Below are 18,838 nucleotides of genomic sequence, written 5' to 3'. Positions count from 1 at the left end.
CACCAGCGGCAGCCGTTCGCCCGCCGTGCCGCCGCCCGCGACCGGGCGCGGCGCCCAGGCGGCCAGCGCGGCGGCGGTGTCCTGCGTCTTGACGGCGAGCACCAGGACGTCGTCCGGGCGCAGCTCCAGCTCCTCCGGCCCGGACACGGCCGGGACCGGCAGCGTCCGTGTGCCGTCCGGCGCGCCGAACGTCAGCCCGTGCTCGCGCAGTGCCGCGAGGTGCGCGCCGCGCGCGACCAGGACGACGTCACGTCCGCTCTCGTGCAGCCGGGCACCTATCGTGCCGCCGACCGCTCCCGCCCCGATGATGATGTAGCGCATGCGCGAAGCATGGCACGGCGGTGGAACGCCGGGGCGGCCCGGTCAGGCGCAGAGCTGACTGGCGGTCACCGGCGTGAGGCCGGACTTGGCGAGGCCGTCGAGGATGGCCGGCAGCGCGTCCACCGTGCACTGGTGGCCCATGTGCAGCGCGACCACCGAACCGCCGCGCACCGAGTTGAGGACCCGCCGCTGCAGTTCGGCGGCGCTCGGGTCGGAGTAGTCGCGCGGGTCCACGTCGAAGGAGAGCACGTGCTCGTAGCCGACGGCCTTCGCCTGCTCGCGCACCATCGGGGTCGCGTACTGCGCGGCGGACGGGCGGAACCAGCGGCCGATCGAGCCGGTGAGGCGCTGCAGCCGCTCCGCGCACTGGGCGATCTCGGCGCGGGCCTGGTCCGGGCTCATCGCCGAGATGTTGAGGTGGTTCTGGGTGTGGTTGCCCAGCTCGTGGCCGGCGTCGAGGATCCGCCGGGTCATCTGCGGCTGCTGGTCGAGCCAGCTGCCGACGGCCATGACGGTCACCTTGGCGCCGCGCTGCTCGGCGATCTCCAGCAGGGCGGTGGCGAGCTTCGGGTCGCCGCTGCCGTGGAAGGTCAGCGCCACGTTCTTGCCGGTGCGCGGGCCGTACGTGACCTCCACCGGGGTGCCCGGGGCGAGCGGCGGCAGCACGGGCGGGGCGGGCGGTGCGGTGGTGGCGGCGTCGGGGCTCGCGGTCGCGGTGGGCTGCGGCGCGGTCGGCTCGGGGGAGGCCGGGCCCTCGCCGCCGTTCCAGGCGGGGTCCGTGGTGTGCTGCGGATCGGCGTGCTGCGGGTCGACGTTGCCGGGGTGCACGGCGAGCGAGCCCGGGTCGGTGCGGCGGGGCGGGCCGCTCCCGCACGCGGTGAGGACCCCGCCGGCGGCGGAGAGGGCGGCGAGTTTGGCGGCGGTGCGCAGTACGGTGCGGCGATCGGCAGTCATCGGCAGCCAGCATAGAGACGACGCGCCGTGGCGGCGATCCGGGTCCACTCGTGCCGACACCCTCTTTGACGTGCACACACACCTCGGTGCGGGGGCTGCGTAAACCTGAACTCACCGTGTTTCCACGGCGTGTCGTCGGATACGATCCGGTCGCACCGCGTGCTACGGGGGCGGGGCACCACCGCGGCGGGCGTTCCTGCGGCGGGCAGGCAGTGAGCCATGGGGGGCGAAACGACATGCACGAGGACACGCACGAAGACACCCACGCGGACACCCACGCGGACACCGTGGACACGGCGGCGGACGGCGGCTCGGACTGGGACTGGGTCGGGGCGGACGACTGGCAGCCGCCGACCGAACTCGACACCGGGATACCGCACACCGCCCGGATGTACGACTACTACCTGGGCGGCAAGGACAACTTCGAGGCCGACCGCAAGGCGGCCGAGGCCGCCATCGCCGCCTACCCGGCGCTGCCGCTGCTGGCCCGCACCAACCGGGAGTTCCTCGGCCGCGCGGTCGGCTTCGTGGCCGGCCGGGGCATCCGGCAGTTCGTCGACATCGGCACCGGCATCCCCGCCGCGGGCTCGACCAGCGAGGTCGCCCGGAAGGTCGCCCCGGACGCCCACGTCGTGTACGTCGACAACGACCCGATCGTCGCCACCCACGCCCGCGCGCTGCTGGCCGGCCACCCCGCCGGGCACACCTCGGTCATCGAGGCCGACCTGCGCGACCCCGAAGCGATCCTCGGCCACCCGGCCCTGCGCGCCGCCGTCGACCTGGCCGAGCCGGTCGCGCTGATGCTGGTCGCCGTCCTGCACTTCATCCGCGACGAGGAGGGCGCGCAGAAGATCGTCGCCACCCTGCGCGACGCGCTCGCCCCCGGCAGCGCGCTGATCCTCTCCCACGGCAGCCCCGACTTCGCCTCCCGGCAGAGCGCGGAGGAGGGCGCCCGCATCTACAAGGGCGCGAGCGCCCCGCTGGTGCTGCGCCCGCGCGCGAGCGTCGAGCCCTTCTTCGGCGACTTCGAGTTCGCCGGCCCCGGCCTCGTCCAACTCCCGCTCTGGCGCCCCACCGCAGGGCACGTCTCCACCGCCGACCTCCCCGAGGGCTGGCAGGACGTGTCCGCGTACGCGGGCGTCGCGTTCAAGAAGTAGCCGTCTCTCCACAGATAAGATCGCGGGCAGGCCCCGGCACCCCCCTCCTGGCGCCGGGACCGTCCCGCACTGCTCCGCACACTAGACGGCGGCACTGACAGTCCCTCACCCGTACGAGTTAGCCTGCGGTGTGACCACGCCCTTGCCGCCCCTGCCCCCGGACGCCGCCGCCCTGCTCGACGCCGTCGACGCCCCGCCCCGGCTGCGCGCGCACCTCGCGCTCGTCCACGAGGTCGCCGTGACGATCGCCGACTTCTGCGCCGCCACCGGCCTGGACGTCGACCGCGAGGCGCTGCTGTACGGCGCCGCCACCCACGACATCGGCAAGACCGTCCACCCCGAGGAGCTCTCCGCCCCCGGCTCCGCCCACGAGCCCGCCGGCCACGCCCTGTTGCGCGAGCACGGCGTCCCCGAGCGACTGGCCCGCTTCGCCCGCAGCCACGCGAGCTGGGGCGAGCCCGGCGTCACCGTCGAGGAGCTGCTGGTCGGCCTCGCCGACAAGGCCTGGAAGAACAGCCGGGTCCGCGACCTGGAGGACCGCGTCGTCGAGCGGCTCGCGACCGCCACCGGCCGCGAGCCCTGGGAGGTGTTCCTCGCCCTCGACGACCTGCTCACCCGGATCGGCGACGACGCCCCGCGCCGCCTCGCCGTCCAGGCCGAGTACCCCGTCCGTCAAGGACCCAAGTAGGAGACCAGGGGCTCAGCGCCGGCGCAGCTGGTCGAGGTCGCGGCGCTCGCGCTTGGTCGGGCGCCCCGCGCCGCGGTCGCGTTCGAAGACCGGCGCCACGAGCTCGCGCGGCGGCCGCGGCGGGCTCTGGTCGGTCAGGCACTCGGCCGCCACGGCCGCGCCGACCCGCTTGCGGATGAGCTTCTTCACCACGACGACCCGCTCGTACCCCTCCTCGCGGACCCGCACCTCGTCGCCCGGCCGCAGCGGCTGGGCGGGCTTGGCCCGCTCGCCGTTCACCCGGACGTGTCCCGCCCGGCAGGCGGCCGCCGCCAGCGCACGCGTCTTGACGAGCCGGACCGACCAGATCCAGCTGTCCACGCGGACGTTTCCCTCGTCTTCAGCCATTGCGGAAGTCTATGCAGCCGCCGGCGCCTCCTGGACGGCCCAGCCGTTCCCGTCCGGATCGTTGAAGAACACGAACGAGTTCCAGGCCTCGCCGTGCCCGTTCACCCGCACCCCGGCCTCGAAGTGCTGCACCGGGCTGACCTCCACGCCCCGCGCCGCCAGTTCGGCGTGCGCCTTGTCGATGTCCGCCACCACCAGCTGCAGGCCCTTGACGGACCCGGGCGGTGCCTCGATCACGCCCTTGCCGACGACGATCGAGCACGGCGAGCCCGGCGGCGTCAGCTGCACCACCCGGATCCCGTCCCGCAGCCGGGTGTCGTGATCGACGGTGAAACCGGCCTGCTCCTCGTAGAACACCTTCGCGCGGTCCACGTCCGCCACCGGGAGCACGACCACTTCGAGCTTCCAGTCCATCGCCCTCACCCCTCTCGGTCGGGGCCCTTCCAGTATCCGTCCGAATCCGTTCCCCGTCGGGTCGTCGGCTAGCCTGAGAACACGATGAATCCCCAGAGCACGACCGCCGCCACAGCGCCCTTCACCACCCCGTTCGGCACCTTCGACCTCACCCGGTACCCCGAGGACCCCCGCGAGCGGCTGCGCGCCTGGGACGCCGCCGACGAGTACCTCCTGCGCCACCTCGCGGGCGACACGGACATCGCCGACGGCACCGCCACCGAGCTGACCGGCCGCCGCGTCGTGGTCCTCGGCGACCGCTGGGGCGCCCTCGCCACCGCGCTGGCCGCGTACGGGCCGGTGCAGATCGGCGACTCCCACCTCGGCCGCGAGGCCACCCGCGCCAACCTCGCCCGGGCCGGCACCCCCGTCGACCAGGCCCGGCTGCTCACCACCCGCGACACCCCGCCGGAGCGGATCGACGTCCTGCTGGTGCGCGTCCCCAAGAGCCTCGCCCTGCTGGAGGACCAGCTGCACCGGCTCGCCCCCGCCGTCCACCCCGGCACGGTGGTGATCGGCACCGGCATGGTCACCGAGATCCACACCTCCACCCTCGAACTCTTTGAGAAGGTCCTCGGCCCCACCCGCACCTCGCTCGCCGTCCGCAAGGCCCGGCTGATCCTCTGCACCCCCGACCCGGCCCTCGACCCCGGCCCCAGCCCGTGGCCGCACCGCTACGCGCTGCCCGCGGACGTCGGCCCGGTCTCCGGGCGCACCGTCGTCAACCACGCCGGCACCTTCTGCGCCGAGCGCCTGGACATCGGCACCCGCTTCTTCCTCGGCCACCTGCCGACCCCGGCCCCCGGCGACCGCGTGGTCGACCTCGGCTGCGGCAACGGCGTGGTCGGCACCGCCGCCGCACTGGCCGGCCCGGGCGCCGAACTGCTCTTCGTCGACGAGTCCCACCAGGCCGTCGCCTCCGCCGAGGAGACGTTCCGGACGAACCTCGGCCCGGCGGCCCCGGCGGAGTTCCTGACGGCGGACGCGCTCGCGCCCGGGGTGATCGCCCCCGGCTCGGTGGACCTCGTCCTGAACAACCCCCCGTTCCACTCGCACCAGGCGACCACCGACGCCACCGCGTGGCGGATGTTCACCGGCGCCCGCCGGGCCCTGCGCCCGGGCGGCGAACTCTGGGTCGTCGGCAACCGCCACCTCGGCTACCACGTCAAGCTGCGCCGCCTCTTCGGCAACTGCCAACTCGTCGCCGGGAACCCCAAGTTCGTGGTGCTGCGAGCCGTCAAGCGCTGAGCCCCACCGGCCGCCCGCCGGGCCCCGGCGGGCGGTCCGCCACATACTCCTTGCATGAATGTTCCGTGCTGCGTATATTCATGCCACGACGAAGGAGGAACGCCATGGCATTGCGAGTCGCCGTCGCCGGCGCGAGCGGGTACGCGGGCGGTGAGGTGCTGCGCCTGCTGCTCGGCCACCCCGAGATGGAGATCGGGGCCCTGACCGGCGGCTCGAACGCCGGCACGAAGCTGGGTGCGCTGCAGCCGCACCTGATCCCGCTCGCCGACCGCGTCCTGGAGCCCACCACCCCCGAGGTGCTGGCCGACCACGACGTGGTGTTCCTCGCGCTGCCGCACGGCCAGTCCGCGGCCGTCGCCGAGGCGCTCGGCCCGAACGTGCTGGTGGTCGACTGCGGCGCCGACTTCCGGCTCAAGGCCGCCGCCGACTGGGAGCAGTTCTACGGCTCCCCGCACGCCGGCACCTGGCCCTACGGCCTGCCCGAACTCCCCGGCCACCGGGCCGCGTTGAAGGGCAGCAACCGGATCGCCGTGCCCGGCTGCTACCCGACGGCCGTCTCCAAGGGGCTGTTCCCGGCGTACGCGGCCGGGCTCGCCGAGCCCGAGGCCGTCGTCGTCGCCGCCTCCGGCACCTCCGGCGCGGGCAAGGCGGCCAAGCCGCACCTGCTCGGCAGTGAGGTCATGGGCAGCATGAGCCCGTACGGCGTCGGCGGCGGGCACCGGCACACCCCCGAGATGGCGCAGAACCTCACCCCGCTCGCGGGCGAGCCGGTCACCGTCTCCTTCACCCCCACGCTCGCCCCGATGCCGCGCGGCATCCTCGCGACCTGCTCCGCCAAGGCCCGGCCCGGCGTGACGGCCGAGGGCCTGCGCGCCGCCTACGCCGAGGCGTACGCGGCCGAGCCGTTCGTCCACCTGCTGCCCGAGGGGCAGTGGCCGCAGACCAGCAGCGTCTACGGCGCCAACACCGCCCTGGTCCAGGTCGCCCTGGACCCGGCCGCCGGGCGGATCATCGCGATCAGCGCGATCGACAACCTCGTCAAGGGCACCGCCGGCGGCGCGGTGCAGAGCATGAACATCGCCCTCGGCCTGCCCGAGGAAATGGGCCTTCCCGTGAACGGAGTCGCACCGTGACCAGTCCCGCGAACATCGGAGTGACGGCCGCCAAGGGCTTCCGCGCCGCCGGGGTCACCGCCGGCATCAAGGCCTCCGGCACCCCGGACCTCGCCCTCGTCGTCAACGACGGGCCGTCGTTCGCCGCCGCCGGCGTGTTCACAGCGAACCGGGTCAAGGCCGCGCCCGTCCTGTGGTCCGAGCAGGTCCTCAAGGGCGGCCAGGTCTCCGCCGTCGTCCTCAACTCCGGTGGTGCCAACGCCTGCACCGGCCCGCTCGGCTTCCAGGACACCCACGCCACCGCGGAGAGGGTGGCCGAGGAGCTGAAGGTCAACGCGGCGGAGGTCGCCGTCGCCTCCACCGGCCTGATCGGCGTCCGCCTGCCGATGGACATCCTGCTGCCCGGCGTCGCCACGGCCGCCCAGGAGCTCAGCGCGACCGGCGGTGAGGCCGCCGCGATCGCCATCAAGACCACCGACACCGTCCACAAGACCGCCCAGGTCACCAGCCCGGCCGGCTGGACGGTCGGCGGCATGGCCAAGGGCGCGGGCATGCTCGCCCCGAGCCTCGCCACCATGCTGGTCGTGATCACCACCGACGCCGTCGCGGACGCCCCCGCCCTGGACGCCGCCCTGCGCGGCGCCACCCGCACCACCTTCGACCGGATCGACTCCGACGGCTGCATGTCGACCAACGACACCGTGCTGCTGCTCGCCTCCGGCGCCTCCGGCGTCACCCCGGACGACGCCGAGTTCGCCGAGGCCGTCCGCGCCGTCAGCGCCGACCTCGCCCGCCAGCTGATCGCCGACGCCGAGGGCGCCAGCAAGGACATCCGGATCGACGTCACCGGCGCCGCCACCGAGGACGAGGCCGTCGAGGTCGCCCGCACGATCAGCCGCAACAACCTGCTCAAGTGCGCCATCCACGGCGAGGACCCCAACTGGGGCCGGGTGCTGGCCGCGATCGGCACCACCACCGCCACCTTCGACCCGAACCGGCTGGACGTCGCCATCAACGGCGTCTGGGTCTGCAAGGACGGCGGCGTCGGCGAGGACCGCGACCTCGTCGACATGAGCGGCCGGGACGTCGTGATCACCGCGCAGCTCAACGCCGGTACGGCGGGCGCCTCGCTGTGGACCAACGACCTGACGGCCGACTACGTTCACGAGAACAGCGCCTACTCGACCTGACCGGCGTCACTTCGCCCGCGCCATCCTGGTCCGCGCCAACCGATCCGCGGCATCCGGTCCGCGACATCCTCCCCCAGCCTCTGGCCGGGGGGGGACCCCCATCGACGAGGGAAACCCGTGCAGATCGCACCCAAGGGCGAACAGGCCCGCAACAACACCGCGTTGCCGAAGGCCATGACGCTGATCGAGGCGCTGCCGTGGCTGGAGCGCTTCCACGGCAAGACCGTCGTGATCAAGTTCGGCGGCAACGCGATGGTCGACGACGAGCTCAAGGCGGCCTTCGCCCAGGACGTCGTCTTCCTCCGCTACGCCGGTCTGCACCCCGTCGTCGTGCACGGCGGCGGCCCGCAGATCAGCGCCCAGCTGGACAAGCTCGGCCTGGAGTCCAGCTTCACCAACGGCCTGCGCGTCACCACCCCCGAGACCATGGACGTGGTCCGGATGGTGCTCGCCGGGCAGGTGCAGCGCGAACTGGTCGGCCTGCTCAACGAGCACGGCCCGTTCGCCGTCGGCATGACCGGCGAGGACGCGCACACCATGACGGCCGTCAAGCGCTACGCGGTGGTGGACGGCGAGCAGGTCGACATCGGCCTGGTCGGCGACATCGTCAACATCGAGGCCGGCGCGGTGAAGGCGCTGATCGCCGACGGCCGCATCCCGGTCGTCTCCTCGATCGCGCGCGGCACCGACGGCCACGTCTACAACATCAACGCCGACACCGCCGCCTCCGCCCTCGCGGTCGCGCTCGGCGCCGAGATGCTCGTCATCCTCACCGACGTCGAGGGCCTCTACAAGGACTGGCCGAACTCCGACGACGTGATCAGCCAGCTCAGCGCGAGCGAGCTGGACGAGCTGCTGCCCGGCCTGGCCAGCGGCATGCTCCCCAAGATGGAGGGCTGCCTGCGCGCCGTCCGCTCCGGCGTGGGCACCGCCAGGGTGCTCGATGGCCGGGTGCCGCACAGCCTCCTGCTGGAGATCTTCACCGACGAGGGCATCGGCACGATGGTCGTGCCGGACGACGAACCGACCGTGACCGGGGGACTGGCATGACGCACAACGAGCAGCTCACCGAGCGGTGGCAGCACACCTTCACCGACAACTACGGCACCCCGCGCATCCCGCTGGTCCGCGGCGAGGGCACCAAGCTGTGGGACGCGGACGGCAAGGAGTACACCGACCTGCTCGGCGGCATCGCCGTCAACGCCCTCGGAACCGCCCACCCGGCCGTCGTCGAGGCCGTGAGCCGGCAGATCGCCACCCTCGGCCACGTCTCCAACCTCTTCATGGCCGAGCCGACCATCGCCCTCGCCGAGCGGCTGCTGAAGCTGGACGGCCGCGAGGGCGGCCGGGTGTTCTTCTGCAACTCCGGCGCCGAGGCCAACGAGGCCGCGTTCAAGATCAGCCGCCGCACCGGCCGCACCCACCTGGTCGCCCTGGAGGGCGGCTTCCACGGCCGGACGATGGGCGCCCTCGCGCTCACCGGCCAGCCCGCCAAGCAGGACCCCTTCCGCCCGCTGCCCGGCGACGTCACCCACGTCCCGTTCGGCGACGTCGAGGCGCTGCGCGCGGCGGTGACCACCGAGACCGCCGCCGTCTTCCTGGAGCCCATCCAGGGCGAGAACGGCGCGATCCCGCTGCCCGAGGGCTACCTGATCGCCGCCCGCGAGATCACCCGCGCCACCGGCACCCTGCTCGTCCTGGACGAGATCCAGACCGGCGTCGGCCGCACCGGGCACTGGTTCGCCCACCAGGCCGTCGAGGGCGTCGAGCCGGACGTCGTCACCCTGGCCAAGGCGCTCGGCGGCGGCCTGCCGATGGGCGCGGTGCTCGCCTTCGGACCGGCGGCCGAGCTGCTCACCCCGGGCCAGCACGGCACCACGTTCGGCGGCAACCCGGTGGCCGCGGCGGCCGGGCTCGCGGTGCTCGACACCATCGAGTCCGAGGGCCTGCTGGAGCACGCCCGCAAGGTCGGCGAGCGGCTGCGGCACGGCATCGAGGCCCTCGGCGACCCGCTGGTCTCGCACGTGCGCGGTGCCGGCCTGCTGCTCGGCATCGTGCTCACCGAGCCCGTCTCGGCGCAGGTCCAGGCCGTCGCGCAGGAGGCCGGGTTCCTGGTGAACGCCGCCGTCCCGGACGCCGTCCGGCTCGTTCCGCCGCTGGTGCTGACCGAGCAGGAGGCGGACGCCTTCCTCGCGGCGCTGCCCGGCATCCTCCGGACGGTGCGTGAGGGCGCCCCGGCCGATGCGAGCCGACGGTAGTCCGGGAGAATAATCACATGACCGCTTCCCACTCCGGCCAGTCCGCCGCCGGCCCGACGCCGCAGGTGCCGCAGACCCGCACCGCGCGCCACCGGCGGATCGTGGACCTGCTCACCCGCCAGCCCGTGCGCTCGCAGAGCCAGCTCGCCAAGCTGCTCGCCGACGACGGACTCGTGGTGACCCAGGCCACCCTCTCCCGGGACCTGGACGAGCTGGGCGCGGTCAAGATCCGCAACCGGGACGGCGCGCTCATCTACGCCGTCCCGGCCGAGGGCGGCGACCGCACGCCGCGCGCACCGATGGGGGAGTCGGCCAGCGAGGGCCGGATGGCCCGCCTGGCCGGCGAGCTCATGGTCTCCGCGACGGCCTCCGGCAACCTGGTCGTGCTGCGCACCCCGCCGGGCGCCGCGCAGTTCCTCGCCTCGGCGATCGACCAGGCCGAGGTGTTCGAGATCATCGGCACCATCGCGGGCGACGACACCGTCCTGCTGATCAGCCGGGACCCGTCCGGCGGGCAGGCCCTCGCCGACCACCTCATGCAACTCGCCCAGGCGAAGGCCCAGTAGGACACGCCCTAGCGACCCGACCCCGGCCGGTGGACCACTCCACCGGCCGGGGTTTTGTGTTTCATACGGTGTCGTGCATACTTATGCCCATCGCTGCAAACCTGTACGACCTCGTACGTGGAGCTGGAAGGAGAAAGCCGTGACCGAGCGCGTCATACTCGCCTACTCGGGCGGACTGGACACGTCCGTCTGCATCGGCTGGATCGCCGAGGAGACGGGCGCGGAGGTCATCGCCGTCGCCGTCGACGTCGGCCAGGGCGGCGAGGACCTCGACGTCATCCGTCAGCGCGCGCTGGACTGCGGCGCCGTCGAGGCCGAGGTCGCGGACGCCCGGGACGAGTTCGCCGACGAGTACTGCCTGCCAGCCATCAAGGCCAACGCGCTCTACCAGGGCCAGTACCCGCTGGTCTCCGCGCTCTCCCGGCCGGTCATCGTCAAGCACCTGGCCGCGGCCGCGCGCAAGCACGGCGCCACCACCGTCGCCCACGGCTGCACCGGCAAGGGCAACGACCAGGTCCGCTTCGAGGTCGGCATCAACTCCCTGGCCCCCGGCCTCAAGTGCATCGCCCCGGTGCGCGACTACGCGATGACCCGGGACAAGGCCATCGCCTTCGCCGAGGCCAAGGGCCTGCCGATCGCCACCACCAAGAAGTCGCCGTACTCGATCGACCAGAACGTCTTCGGCCGGGCCGTCGAGACCGGCTTCCTGGAGGACATCTGGAACGCCCCGATCGAGGACGTCTACGAGTACACGCAGAACCCGGCCGCCCCGCGCGAGGCCGACGAGGTCGTCATCACCTTCGACGCCGGCGTCCCGGTCGCGATCGACGGCCGCAAGGTCACCGTCCTGGAGGCCGTCGAGGAGCTCAACAAGCGGGCGGGCGCCCAGGGCGTCGGCCGGCTGGACCTGGTCGAGGACCGGCTGGTCGGCATCAAGTCCCGGGAGATCTACGAGGCCCCCGGCGCGATCGCCCTGATCACCGCCCACCAGGCCCTGGAGAACGTCACCGTCGAGCGCGAACTCGCCCGCTACAAGCGGCAGGTCGAGCAGCGCTGGGCCGAACTCGTCTACGACGGCCTCTGGTTCTCCCCGCTCAAGCGCGCCCTGGACGGCTTCGTGGACGAGGCCAACCGGTACGTCTGCGGCGACATCCGGATGGTCCTGCACGGCGGCCGGGCCGTCGTCAACGGCCGCAAGTCCGACCAGTCGCTCTACGACTTCAACCTCGCCACCTACGACACCGGCGACACCTTCGACCAGTCGATGTCCAAGGGCTTCATCGAGATCTTCGGGATGTCCTCGAAGCTCGCCGCCCGCCGCGACCTCGCCTGACCCGCCCCGCTAGAGTCCCCCAACACCCGTACCCCGTAAGGAGCCCACGCGATGACCGCCGACCAGAACGCCGACGTCCGCCTCTGGGGCGCGCGCTTCGCCGACGGCCCGTCCGAGGCCCTGGCCAAGCTCTCCGCCTCGGTCCACTTCGACTGGCGCCTCGCGCCCTACGACATCGCCGGCTCCAAGGCCCACGCCCGGGTCCTGCACAAGGCCGGCCTGCTCAGCGCCGACGAACTCGCCGCCATGCTGGGCGGGCTCGACCAGCTGCTCGCCGACGTCCAGGCCGGCACCTTCACCGGCACCGTCGCCGACGAGGACGTCCACACCGCGCTGGAGCGCGGCCTGCTGGAGCGCCTCGGCGCCGAACTCGGCGGCAAGCTGCGGGCCGGCCGCTCCCGCAACGACCAGATCGCCACCCTGTTCCGGATGTACCTGCGGGACCACGCGAAGACCATCGGCGGGCTGCTCCTGGACCTCCAGCACGCCCTGGTCGGGCTGGCCGAGGCGCACCCCGACACCGCGATGCCGGGCCGCACCCACCTCCAGCACGCCCAGCCCGTCCTCTTCGCCCACCACGTCCTCGCGCACGTGCAGGCCCTCGGCCGGGACGCCGAGCGGCTGCGCCAGTGGGACGCCCGCACCGCCGTCTCGCCGTACGGCTCCGGGGCGCTGGCCGGCTCCTCGCTCGGCCTCGACCCGCAGGCCGTCGCCGCCGACCTCGGCTTCGAGGGCGGCTCGGTCGGCAACTCCATCGACGGCACGGCCTCGCGCGACTTCGTCGCCGAGTTCGCGTTCGTGACCGCGATGATCGGCATCAACCTCTCCCGGATCGCGGAGGAGGTGATCATCTGGAACACCAAGGAGTTCGGCTTCATCACGCTGCACGACGCCTTCTCCACCGGTTCCTCGATCATGCCGCAGAAGAAGAACCCGGACATCGCCGAGCTCGCCCGCGGCAAGTCCGGCCGGCTGATCGGCAACCTGACCGGCCTGCTGGCCACCCTCAAGGCGCTGCCGCTCGCCTACAACCGGGATCTGCAGGAGGACAAGGAGCCGGTCTTCGACTCCTGCGACACGCTGGAGGTGCTGCTGCCCGCGTTCACCGGGATGATGGCCACCCTCACCGTGCACCGGGAGCGGCTGGAGGAGCTGGCCCCGGCCGGCTTCTCGCTCGCCACCGACATCGCCGAATGGCTGGTCAAGCAGGGCGTGCCGTTCCGGGTCGCGCACGAGGTGGCCGGCGCCTGCGTCAAGGTGTGCGAGGCGCAGGGCATCGAGCTCTCGGACCTGACGGACGAGCAGTTCGCCTCGATCTCCCGGCACCTGACGCCCGAGGTCCGGTCGGTGCTCAGCGTGCACGGCGCCATCGCGTCCCGCAACGGGCGCGGCGGCACGGCGCCGTCCGCGGTGGCCGTGCAGCTCGCGGAGGTCAAGGCCGACCTGGCGGCCCAGCAGGAGTGGGTCCAGGGCTGACTCCTGGTGCCGTGGGGGAGGGGCGTGGCGGACCGACCGTCGCGCCCCTGTCCGGTACGCGCGACCGGCCGGGCGTAACCGGCCCCCGCCCGTCCAGGTCAAGCACGGTGTGTGTCCAACCCTTCCGACCGTCCCCTCCGCCGAGGACCAGTTCCTCGCCGAGCGCCGCCGCCGCGTGGTCCGCGACGCGGTGGCCGCCCTGCCCGGCCGCTGCCCCCAGCTGGTCGCCGCCCTCGCGGAGGACCCGCCGCCGACGTACCGCGAACTCTCCGAGCGCCTCGGCATGCCCCGCGGCTCCATCGGCCCCACCCGCTCCCGCTGCCTCGCCTGCCTCCGCGCCCTCCTCCACACCGAGCGCTACCCGTGACCCCGGAGGGTGACGAGTCCCACGGCGCCCGGTTACCTCCCCGCGGTTCCCCTCTTCTCTCCGGGTGACTCTCCTCACGCTTCCCCCCACCGAAGGTTGAGCGGAGCTGACACCCGGGTAGAGCGCTGGCGAACCCGGCTCTTGACGGTGCCGCGATCACTCGGATACTGAGCGTGAGCGCGCCACCCTCTGCGCGCCGGGCACGACGATGGGGAGGCCCCAGCACATGGGCATGAGCGTGATCATCTCGGCGGCGGACGCCGAGGACGCGGAGCAGATCCTCAAGCTCCAGTACCTCGGCTACCAGGCCGAGGCCGAGCTGTACGGCGACTGGGCGATCGAGCCCCTCACGCAGACTCTGGAGAGCCTGCGCGCCGAACTGTCCGAGCAGCACTTCCTGGTCGCCCGCCTCGGCGACGAGGTCGTCGGCACCGTCCGCGGCCACGTCGACGACGACGGCATCGGCCGGATAGGGCGTCTGGTCGTCCACCCCCGGATGCAGCGGCACGGCCTGGGCGGCCGCCTCCTGGAGGCCCTGGAGCGCCGCCTGGCCGAGGACGGCAGCCCCGAGGATGGCAGCCCCGTCACCGCCTACCGCCTGTTCACCGGCCACCGCAGCCTCGGGAACCTGCGCCTGTACGCCCGCCAGGGCTACCGCCAGACGGCCGTCGAGCCGGTCAGCAGCAGCCTGAGCTTCGTGCACCTGGAGAAGCCCGCCGCGACGCCGTACGCCGCGACCGCCTGAGCCCGCCCCGCCACCCCGCCGTTTCGGCGCCGCCACGATCCGGACAGCCATGATCTGGTCAGTCCACAGGCGGCGCCGATTCGCATTTATGCAGGTCAAAGCGATTCGTGTCCGCATTGCGGACAGCTCTTCCAAATAATTGGGCCCCGAACAGCCCATCTGATTTACTGGCTCACATGACTGCGACGACGAATTGGACCCCCACCGGCACTCTGCCGGCAGGTGAGCGTGCCATGTGCCGTCGAATGTGTCACTGCTGAGGGCCACCGTCCCCACTCCTCGCGCCCCGAAGCGAGACCCCGGCGCCCGCTCCCGTTCGTGTGAGCGCGCCCAGCCTGCCCCGATCCCTTGTTTCCGCATGCCCGCCCACCCGCGGCGGCCGGTGACTCGTAAGGGCCACGCCGTCGCGCGGCCCGGCCGCCCAGCGGCCACGATCAAGGGGTGGCAGGTCCGGATCCCCCTGGCGAAGCGCCGTAGACGCCGCCGACCGCAACCCGGTCGGGCGGTCGACGCGCCGCCCGCCCCCGACCCACGGAAGCTGCTGTGATCACCACCACGGACCTCACGAAGGTCTACCGCTCCCGAGGCCGCGAGGTGACCGCCCTCGCCGGCGTCGACCTGCACGTCCGCCCGGGCGAGGTCTACGGCGTCGTCGGCACCAGCGGTGCCGGCAAGTCCACCCTCATCCGCTGCGTGAACATGCTGGAGCGCCCGACCTCCGGCACCGTCACCGTGGACGGGGTCGAGTTGACCGCCCTGTCCGGCGGCGAGAACCGGGCCGGCAAGGACCTGCGCGAGGCGCGCCGCCGGATCGGCATGGTCTTCCAGCATTTCAACCTGCTCGCCTCGCGGACGGTGCAGCAGAACGTCGAGCTCCCGCTGGAGATCATCGGCCTGGACCGCACCGAGCGCCGCCGCAAGGCTGCCGAGCTGCTCGACCTGGTCGGCCTCGGCGACAAGGCCCGCAGCTACCCCAACCAGCTCTCCGGCGGCCAGAAGCAGCGCGTCGGCATCGCCCGCGCCCTGGCCGGCGACCCGAAGGTGCTGCTCTCGGACGAGGCCACCTCGGCGCTCGACCCGGAGACCACCCGCTCGATCCTCAAGCTGCTGCGCGACCTCAACCAGCAGCTCGGCCTGACCGTCCTGCTGATCACCCATGAGATGGACGTCATCAAGTCCGTCTGCGACTCCGCCGCCCTGATGCGCGGCGGCCGGGTGGTCGAGGCGGGCGAGCTGACCGACCTGCTCGCCAAGCCCGGCTCGGAGCTGTCCCGCGAGCTGTTCCCGCTCAGCGAGTTCGGCACCGGCCACGCCGGCTCGACCGTGCTGGAGATCACCTTCCAGGGCGACGCCCCGGCCCAGCCGTTCGTCTCCCAGCTCGCCCGCACCTACCAGATCGACATCAACATCCTGGGCGCCGCGGTGGAGACCATCGCCGGCCGGATGGTCGGCCGCATGCGGGTCGAGCTGTCCGGCGGCCACCAGGACAACGTGGTGCCGATCGGCTACCTGCGCGAGCAGGGCCTGCAGGTGGACGTACTGGGCGCGGCGGACGGAGCGGTGGCATGACCTGGGACCAGATGCAGGCCCTGATGTGGCCGGCCACGCAGGAGACGCTGGAGATGGTCGGGGTCTCGACCGTCTGCACGGTCCTCCTCGGGCTGCCCCTCGGCGTGCTGCTGGTGCTCACGTCCAAGGGCGGAGCGCTGCAGAACCAGCCGGTGAACAAGGTGCTCGGCGCGGTCGTGAACCTCGCGCGCTCGCTGCCGTTCATCATCCTGATGATCGCGCTGATCTCCTTCACCCGATGGGTGAGCGGCAGCTCGCTCGGCTGGCAGGCCGCCAGCGTGCCGCTCACCGTCGGCGCGATCCCGTTCTTCGCCCGGCTCGTCGAGACCTCCGTCCGCGAGGTCGACCGCGGCCTGATCGAGGCCGTCCAGGCCATGGGCGGCAGCACGTGGACGCTGGTCCGCAAGACGCTGGTGCCCGAGGCCCTTCCCGGCATCGTCGCCTCCGTGACCACCACGATCATCGCCCTGATCGGCTATTCCGCCATGGCCGGCACGGTCGGCGGCGGCGGCCTCGGCGACCTCGCCTACCGGTACGGCTACCTGCGGTTCGAGACCGCGTTCATGTGGATCATCGTGGCGGAGATCGCGCTCATCGTCACCATCGTCCAACTGGCCGGTGACTACGCCGTACGCCGACTGGCCAACCGCGGCTCCGGCGGCGGACGCACCCGCCTGCTCCGCCCGCGTGCCACCACCACCGCCGACGAGGACCTCGTCGCCTCCTAGACCTCCCCCGTCCGACCTCCGGACGCGGCTCCCCGCATCACGCAGAAAGGCACTTTTCGTGCGCACCGTTGTGAAGTTCACCAGTGTCCTCGCCACCGCCGGCCTCGCCTTCTCGCTGGCCGCCTGCAGCAGCTCGGGCTCGTCCTCCTCGGACCCGAACGCGCCGCTGAAGGTCGTGGCCAGCCCCACCCCGCACGGGCAGATCCTCAAGTTCGTCAAGGACAACCTCGCGGACAAGGCCGGTCTCAAGCTCGACATCAAGGAGGTCACCGACTACGTGACCCCCAACACGGCGGTGCAGGACGGTTCGGCCGACGCCAACTACTTCCAGCACGTCCCGTACCTGGAGGACTTCAACAAGAAGAACGGCACCACGATCGTGTCGGTCGAGCCCGTGCACCTGGAGCCGCTGGGCGTCTACTCCAAGAAGATCAAGTCGATCACCGACCTGCCCGACGGCGCCACCATCGGCCTGCCGAACGACGCCACCAACGAGGGCCGCGCCCTCAAGCTGCTGGCCGACAACAAGCTGATCACGCTGAAGGACGGCGTCACCACCGCCGCCACCCCGGCCGACATCACCGGCAACCCGAAGAACCTCAAGTGGAAGGAGCTGGAGGCCGCCCAGCTGCCCCGCTCCGTCGCCGACCTCGACGCCGCCGTCATCAACGGCAACTACGCGCTCGACTCCGGCCTGAAGCCGGCCACCGACGCGCTCGTGCTGGAGAAGGCCGAGGGCAACCCGTACGCCAACATCCTCGCCGTCAAGAAGGGCAAGGAGAACGACCCGCGGGTCAAGAAGCTCGCCGAGCTGCTGCACTCGCCCGAGGTGAAGAAGTACATCGACGACACCTTCAAGGGCTCGGTCATCCCCGCCTTCTGATCCTCGGACAGCTCCGCCTGGTGACCCCCGACCGGGCCCCCGCCGCACCTCGGCGGGGGCCCGGTCGGGCAGTATGCACGAGGGACGCCCGTGCCGGGGGCGTTCTGACGTACCGTCGTGCGGGCGGCGCACCGCGTGATACCCGGGGCGCGCCGGAGGCGTACGGTGTTGTGTTCACGACCCGGCGAGGAGAGACGGCATGGCAGCGAGCTTCCCCGAGACCGCCATCAGCACCGAACGGCTGTTGCTGCGGCCGCTTTCGGAGGACGACGCGCCCGGTCTCGCCACGATGATGGCCGACGACCTCGTCCTCGCCTGGACCGACCTGCCGCACCCCTTCACCGAGCAGTACGCGGCCGAGCTCGCCCGCACCCTCGCCCCCGCCCACCGGGCCGCCGGGCGCGGCATCGTCTTCGCCGTCACCGAGCACCTCACCCAGCGCCTGGTCGGCCTGGTCGAGCTGCGCGCCACCGACTGGCGGCTGCGCAGCACCGAGATCGCCTACGTCACCGCCGCCTGGGCGCGCGGCGAGGGCTACGCGCCGGAGGCCGTCCTCGGCGTCGCCCAGTGGCTCTTCGAGGACCGCGGCTTCCTGCGCCTGGAGATGCGCACCGCCGCCGGGAACACCGCCGCCCAGCAGGTCGCCCAGAAGATCGGCGGGATCAGCGAGGGCGTGCTGCGCAGCGCGTGGATAGTCAGGGGGGAGTCCGGCGAGGTGGTGGAAGAGAGCCGCAGCGACGTCATCCTGTGGAGCCTCCTGCCCGAGGACATGGAGACCCCCGAGCCCGAGCACTCCGGCCGGCACGGCGACCACCGCTACGTCCTGCGCGACTGACCCCAACCCGGCCGTCCCCCGGACTTCACGCACGCGTGTGCGACACGTCCGAGCAGAGGGCGAACACACCCGGTAGCCTTCGTCCGGCGCCGTAGTGCGGCGCGGTTTGTCGGCGCACCGAGTCGAGCGCACCGAGTCGAGGGAGAACGGCCGCAGATGGCTGACCGGATCACGGTCATCGGGTGGGACGGCACGCCGCTGACCGAGGCCGCCGGTGCGGCCCTCGCCGCCGCGACCCTGGTGGCCGGCGCCCCCTACCAGCTCGGCGCCCTCCCGGTGCCGCCTACCGCCGAGCGGATCGCGCTCGGCGACATCAGGCAGGCCGCCCGCCGGATCGCCGAACACCGCGGCGCTGCGGTCGTGGTCGCCGAGGGCGACCCGGGCTTCTTCGGTGTCGTCCGCACTCTGCGCCGCCCCGAGTACGGCCTCGAACTCGAGGTGCTGCCCGCCGTCTCCTCCGCTGCCGCCGCCTTCGCCCGGGCCGGCATGCCGTGGGAGGACGCCCAGGTGGTCAGCGCGCACGGCGGTCGGCTGCGCCGCGCGGCGAACATCAGCCGGGCCCACCCCG

The 18,838-nt window shown here is 72.6% G+C and carries 21 protein-coding genes; 17 read left to right on the top strand and 4 right to left on the bottom strand.

Annotated features, from left to right (window positions below; translation table 11 throughout):
- Together AB0O00_RS12805 and AB0O00_RS12800 are read right to left on the bottom strand one after the other, a co-directional pair.
- Positions 1 to 321, bottom strand: a 321-nt coding sequence (locus AB0O00_RS12805; protein ID WP_363651017.1) for a 2-dehydropantoate 2-reductase N-terminal domain-containing protein, incomplete at its 3' end; no start/stop codon positions are given.
- Positions 322 to 363: 42 nt separating this feature from the next.
- Positions 364 to 1,275, bottom strand: a complete 912-nt coding sequence (locus AB0O00_RS12800; RefSeq protein WP_363651015.1) for a polysaccharide deacetylase family protein — start codon at positions 1,273 to 1,275, stop codon at positions 364 to 366.
- 236 nt (positions 1,276 to 1,511) lie between these two features.
- Here AB0O00_RS12800 and AB0O00_RS12795 point away from each other — a divergent pair, with 236 nt between their 5' ends.
- Entirely contained in the window at positions 1,512 to 2,432 is a 921-nt protein-coding gene (locus AB0O00_RS12795; protein ID WP_363651014.1) for an SAM-dependent methyltransferase, read from the top strand.
- Positions 2,433 to 2,574: 142 nt separating this feature from the next.
- Positions 2,575 to 3,120 carry an HDIG domain-containing metalloprotein gene (locus AB0O00_RS12790; RefSeq protein ID WP_363651012.1) on the top strand — a complete coding sequence of 182 codons (546 nt, stop codon included), beginning with the start codon at positions 2,575 to 2,577 and terminating at the stop codon, positions 3,118 to 3,120.
- Between the two features lie 12 nt (positions 3,121 to 3,132).
- Here the strand turns inward: AB0O00_RS12790 and AB0O00_RS12785 are convergent, their stop codons facing one another.
- Together AB0O00_RS12785 and AB0O00_RS12780 are read right to left on the bottom strand one after the other, a co-directional pair.
- Complete coding sequence (locus AB0O00_RS12785) at positions 3,133 to 3,507, bottom strand: S4 domain-containing protein (RefSeq protein ID WP_363651010.1); 375 nt, start codon at positions 3,505 to 3,507, stop codon at positions 3,133 to 3,135.
- A gap of 9 nt (positions 3,508 to 3,516) precedes the next feature.
- Positions 3,517 to 3,921: a VOC family protein gene (locus AB0O00_RS12780; RefSeq protein WP_363651008.1), complete on the bottom strand. Its 405-nt coding sequence runs from the start codon at positions 3,919 to 3,921 to the stop codon at positions 3,517 to 3,519.
- A gap of 84 nt (positions 3,922 to 4,005) precedes the next feature.
- Here AB0O00_RS12780 and AB0O00_RS12775 point away from each other — a divergent pair, with 84 nt between their 5' ends.
- The 15 genes from AB0O00_RS12775 to AB0O00_RS12705 all read left to right on the top strand — a co-directional run.
- Positions 4,006 to 5,208 (top strand): methyltransferase, encoded by a 1,203-nt coding sequence (locus AB0O00_RS12775; RefSeq protein ID WP_363651006.1) that lies wholly within the window; start codon positions 4,006 to 4,008, stop codon positions 5,206 to 5,208.
- A gap of 104 nt (positions 5,209 to 5,312) precedes the next feature.
- Positions 5,313 to 6,341, top strand: a complete 1,029-nt coding sequence (argC, locus tag AB0O00_RS12770; protein ID WP_363651005.1) for an N-acetyl-gamma-glutamyl-phosphate reductase — start codon at positions 5,313 to 5,315, stop codon at positions 6,339 to 6,341.
- A gap of 14 nt (positions 6,342 to 6,355) precedes the next feature.
- Positions 6,356 to 7,510, top strand: a complete 1,155-nt coding sequence (gene argJ, locus AB0O00_RS12765; RefSeq protein ID WP_363651020.1) for a bifunctional glutamate N-acetyltransferase/amino-acid acetyltransferase ArgJ — start codon at positions 6,356 to 6,358, stop codon at positions 7,508 to 7,510.
- Positions 7,511 to 7,684: 174 nt separating this feature from the next.
- On the top strand, positions 7,685 to 8,560 hold the full coding sequence (gene argB / locus AB0O00_RS12760) for an acetylglutamate kinase (RefSeq protein ID WP_363651018.1): 876 nt from the start codon (positions 7,685 to 7,687) through the stop codon (positions 8,558 to 8,560).
- Positions 8,557 to 9,768: an acetylornithine transaminase gene (locus AB0O00_RS12755; RefSeq protein ID WP_363651003.1), complete on the top strand. Its 1,212-nt coding sequence runs from the start codon at positions 8,557 to 8,559 to the stop codon at positions 9,766 to 9,768. Before argB ends, AB0O00_RS12755 begins: the two co-directional genes overlap by 4 nt.
- 17 nt (positions 9,769 to 9,785) lie before the next feature.
- Entirely contained in the window at positions 9,786 to 10,334 is a 549-nt protein-coding gene (locus AB0O00_RS12750) for an arginine repressor (RefSeq protein ID WP_363651002.1), read from the top strand.
- Between the two features lie 139 nt (positions 10,335 to 10,473).
- The gene (locus tag AB0O00_RS12745) at positions 10,474 to 11,667 is read left to right on the top strand and encodes an argininosuccinate synthase (RefSeq protein ID WP_363651000.1); all 1,194 of its coding nucleotides are present in this window, start codon (positions 10,474 to 10,476) and stop codon (positions 11,665 to 11,667) included.
- Positions 11,668 to 11,718: 51 nt separating this feature from the next.
- Positions 11,719 to 13,143 carry an argininosuccinate lyase gene (argH, locus tag AB0O00_RS12740; RefSeq protein ID WP_363650998.1) on the top strand — a complete coding sequence of 475 codons (1,425 nt, stop codon included), beginning with the start codon at positions 11,719 to 11,721 and terminating at the stop codon, positions 13,141 to 13,143.
- Positions 13,144 to 13,252: 109 nt separating this feature from the next.
- Positions 13,253 to 13,510, top strand: a complete 258-nt coding sequence (locus AB0O00_RS12735) for a hypothetical protein (protein WP_329928716.1) — start codon at positions 13,253 to 13,255, stop codon at positions 13,508 to 13,510.
- Positions 13,511 to 13,736: 226 nt separating this feature from the next.
- The gene (locus AB0O00_RS12730) at positions 13,737 to 14,255 is read left to right on the top strand and encodes a GNAT family N-acetyltransferase (protein ID WP_363650996.1); all 519 of its coding nucleotides are present in this window, start codon (positions 13,737 to 13,739) and stop codon (positions 14,253 to 14,255) included.
- Between the two features lie 543 nt (positions 14,256 to 14,798).
- Entirely contained in the window at positions 14,799 to 15,824 is a 1,026-nt protein-coding gene (locus AB0O00_RS12725; RefSeq protein WP_363650994.1) for an ATP-binding cassette domain-containing protein, read from the top strand.
- A complete protein-coding gene (locus AB0O00_RS12720) occupies positions 15,821 to 16,552 on the top strand; it encodes a methionine ABC transporter permease (protein WP_363650992.1) in 732 nt (243 codons plus the stop codon). Before AB0O00_RS12725 ends, AB0O00_RS12720 begins: the two co-directional genes overlap by 4 nt.
- A 58-nt stretch (positions 16,553 to 16,610) precedes the next feature.
- Positions 16,611 to 17,435: a MetQ/NlpA family ABC transporter substrate-binding protein gene (locus AB0O00_RS12715; protein WP_363650990.1), complete on the top strand. Its 825-nt coding sequence runs from the start codon at positions 16,611 to 16,613 to the stop codon at positions 17,433 to 17,435.
- 199 nt (positions 17,436 to 17,634) lie between these two features.
- Entirely contained in the window at positions 17,635 to 18,270 is a 636-nt protein-coding gene (locus AB0O00_RS12710; RefSeq protein ID WP_363650988.1) for a GNAT family N-acetyltransferase, read from the top strand.
- Between the two features lie 156 nt (positions 18,271 to 18,426).
- Positions 18,427 to 18,838 (top strand): SAM-dependent methyltransferase (locus AB0O00_RS12705; protein ID WP_363650986.1); only part of this gene is annotated, 412 nt, incomplete at its 3' end.

Origin of the sequence: Kitasatospora sp. NPDC093558 (assembly GCF_040683475.1) — a bacterium.
Taxonomy (GTDB): domain Bacteria; phylum Actinomycetota; class Actinomycetes; order Streptomycetales; family Streptomycetaceae; genus Kitasatospora.
This window is presented reverse-complemented; position numbering and strand designations above follow the sequence as displayed.

Coding starts and splice junctions, on each gene's coding strand:
- AB0O00_RS12800 (WP_363651015.1), bottom strand. CDS start 1,275: ATGACTGCCGATCGCCGCACCGTACTGCGCACCGCCGCCAAACTCGCC.
- AB0O00_RS12795 (WP_363651014.1), top strand. CDS start 1,512: ATGCACGAGGACACGCACGAAGACACCCACGCGGACACCCACGCGGAC.
- AB0O00_RS12785 (WP_363651010.1), bottom strand. CDS start 3,507: ATGGCTGAAGACGAGGGAAACGTCCGCGTGGACAGCTGGATCTGGTCG.
- AB0O00_RS12780 (WP_363651008.1), bottom strand. CDS start 3,921: ATGGACTGGAAGCTCGAAGTGGTCGTGCTCCCGGTGGCGGACGTGGAC.
- AB0O00_RS12775 (WP_363651006.1), top strand. CDS start 4,006: ATGAATCCCCAGAGCACGACCGCCGCCACAGCGCCCTTCACCACCCCG.
- argC (WP_363651005.1), top strand. CDS start 5,313: ATGGCATTGCGAGTCGCCGTCGCCGGCGCGAGCGGGTACGCGGGCGGT.
- argB (WP_363651018.1), top strand. CDS start 7,685: ATGACGCTGATCGAGGCGCTGCCGTGGCTGGAGCGCTTCCACGGCAAG.
- AB0O00_RS12755 (WP_363651003.1), top strand. CDS start 8,557: ATGACGCACAACGAGCAGCTCACCGAGCGGTGGCAGCACACCTTCACC.
- AB0O00_RS12750 (WP_363651002.1), top strand. CDS start 9,786: ATGACCGCTTCCCACTCCGGCCAGTCCGCCGCCGGCCCGACGCCGCAG.
- argH (WP_363650998.1), top strand. CDS start 11,719: ATGACCGCCGACCAGAACGCCGACGTCCGCCTCTGGGGCGCGCGCTTC.
- AB0O00_RS12730 (WP_363650996.1), top strand. CDS start 13,737: ATGGGCATGAGCGTGATCATCTCGGCGGCGGACGCCGAGGACGCGGAG.
- AB0O00_RS12720 (WP_363650992.1), top strand. CDS start 15,821: ATGACCTGGGACCAGATGCAGGCCCTGATGTGGCCGGCCACGCAGGAG.
- AB0O00_RS12710 (WP_363650988.1), top strand. CDS start 17,635: ATGGCAGCGAGCTTCCCCGAGACCGCCATCAGCACCGAACGGCTGTTG.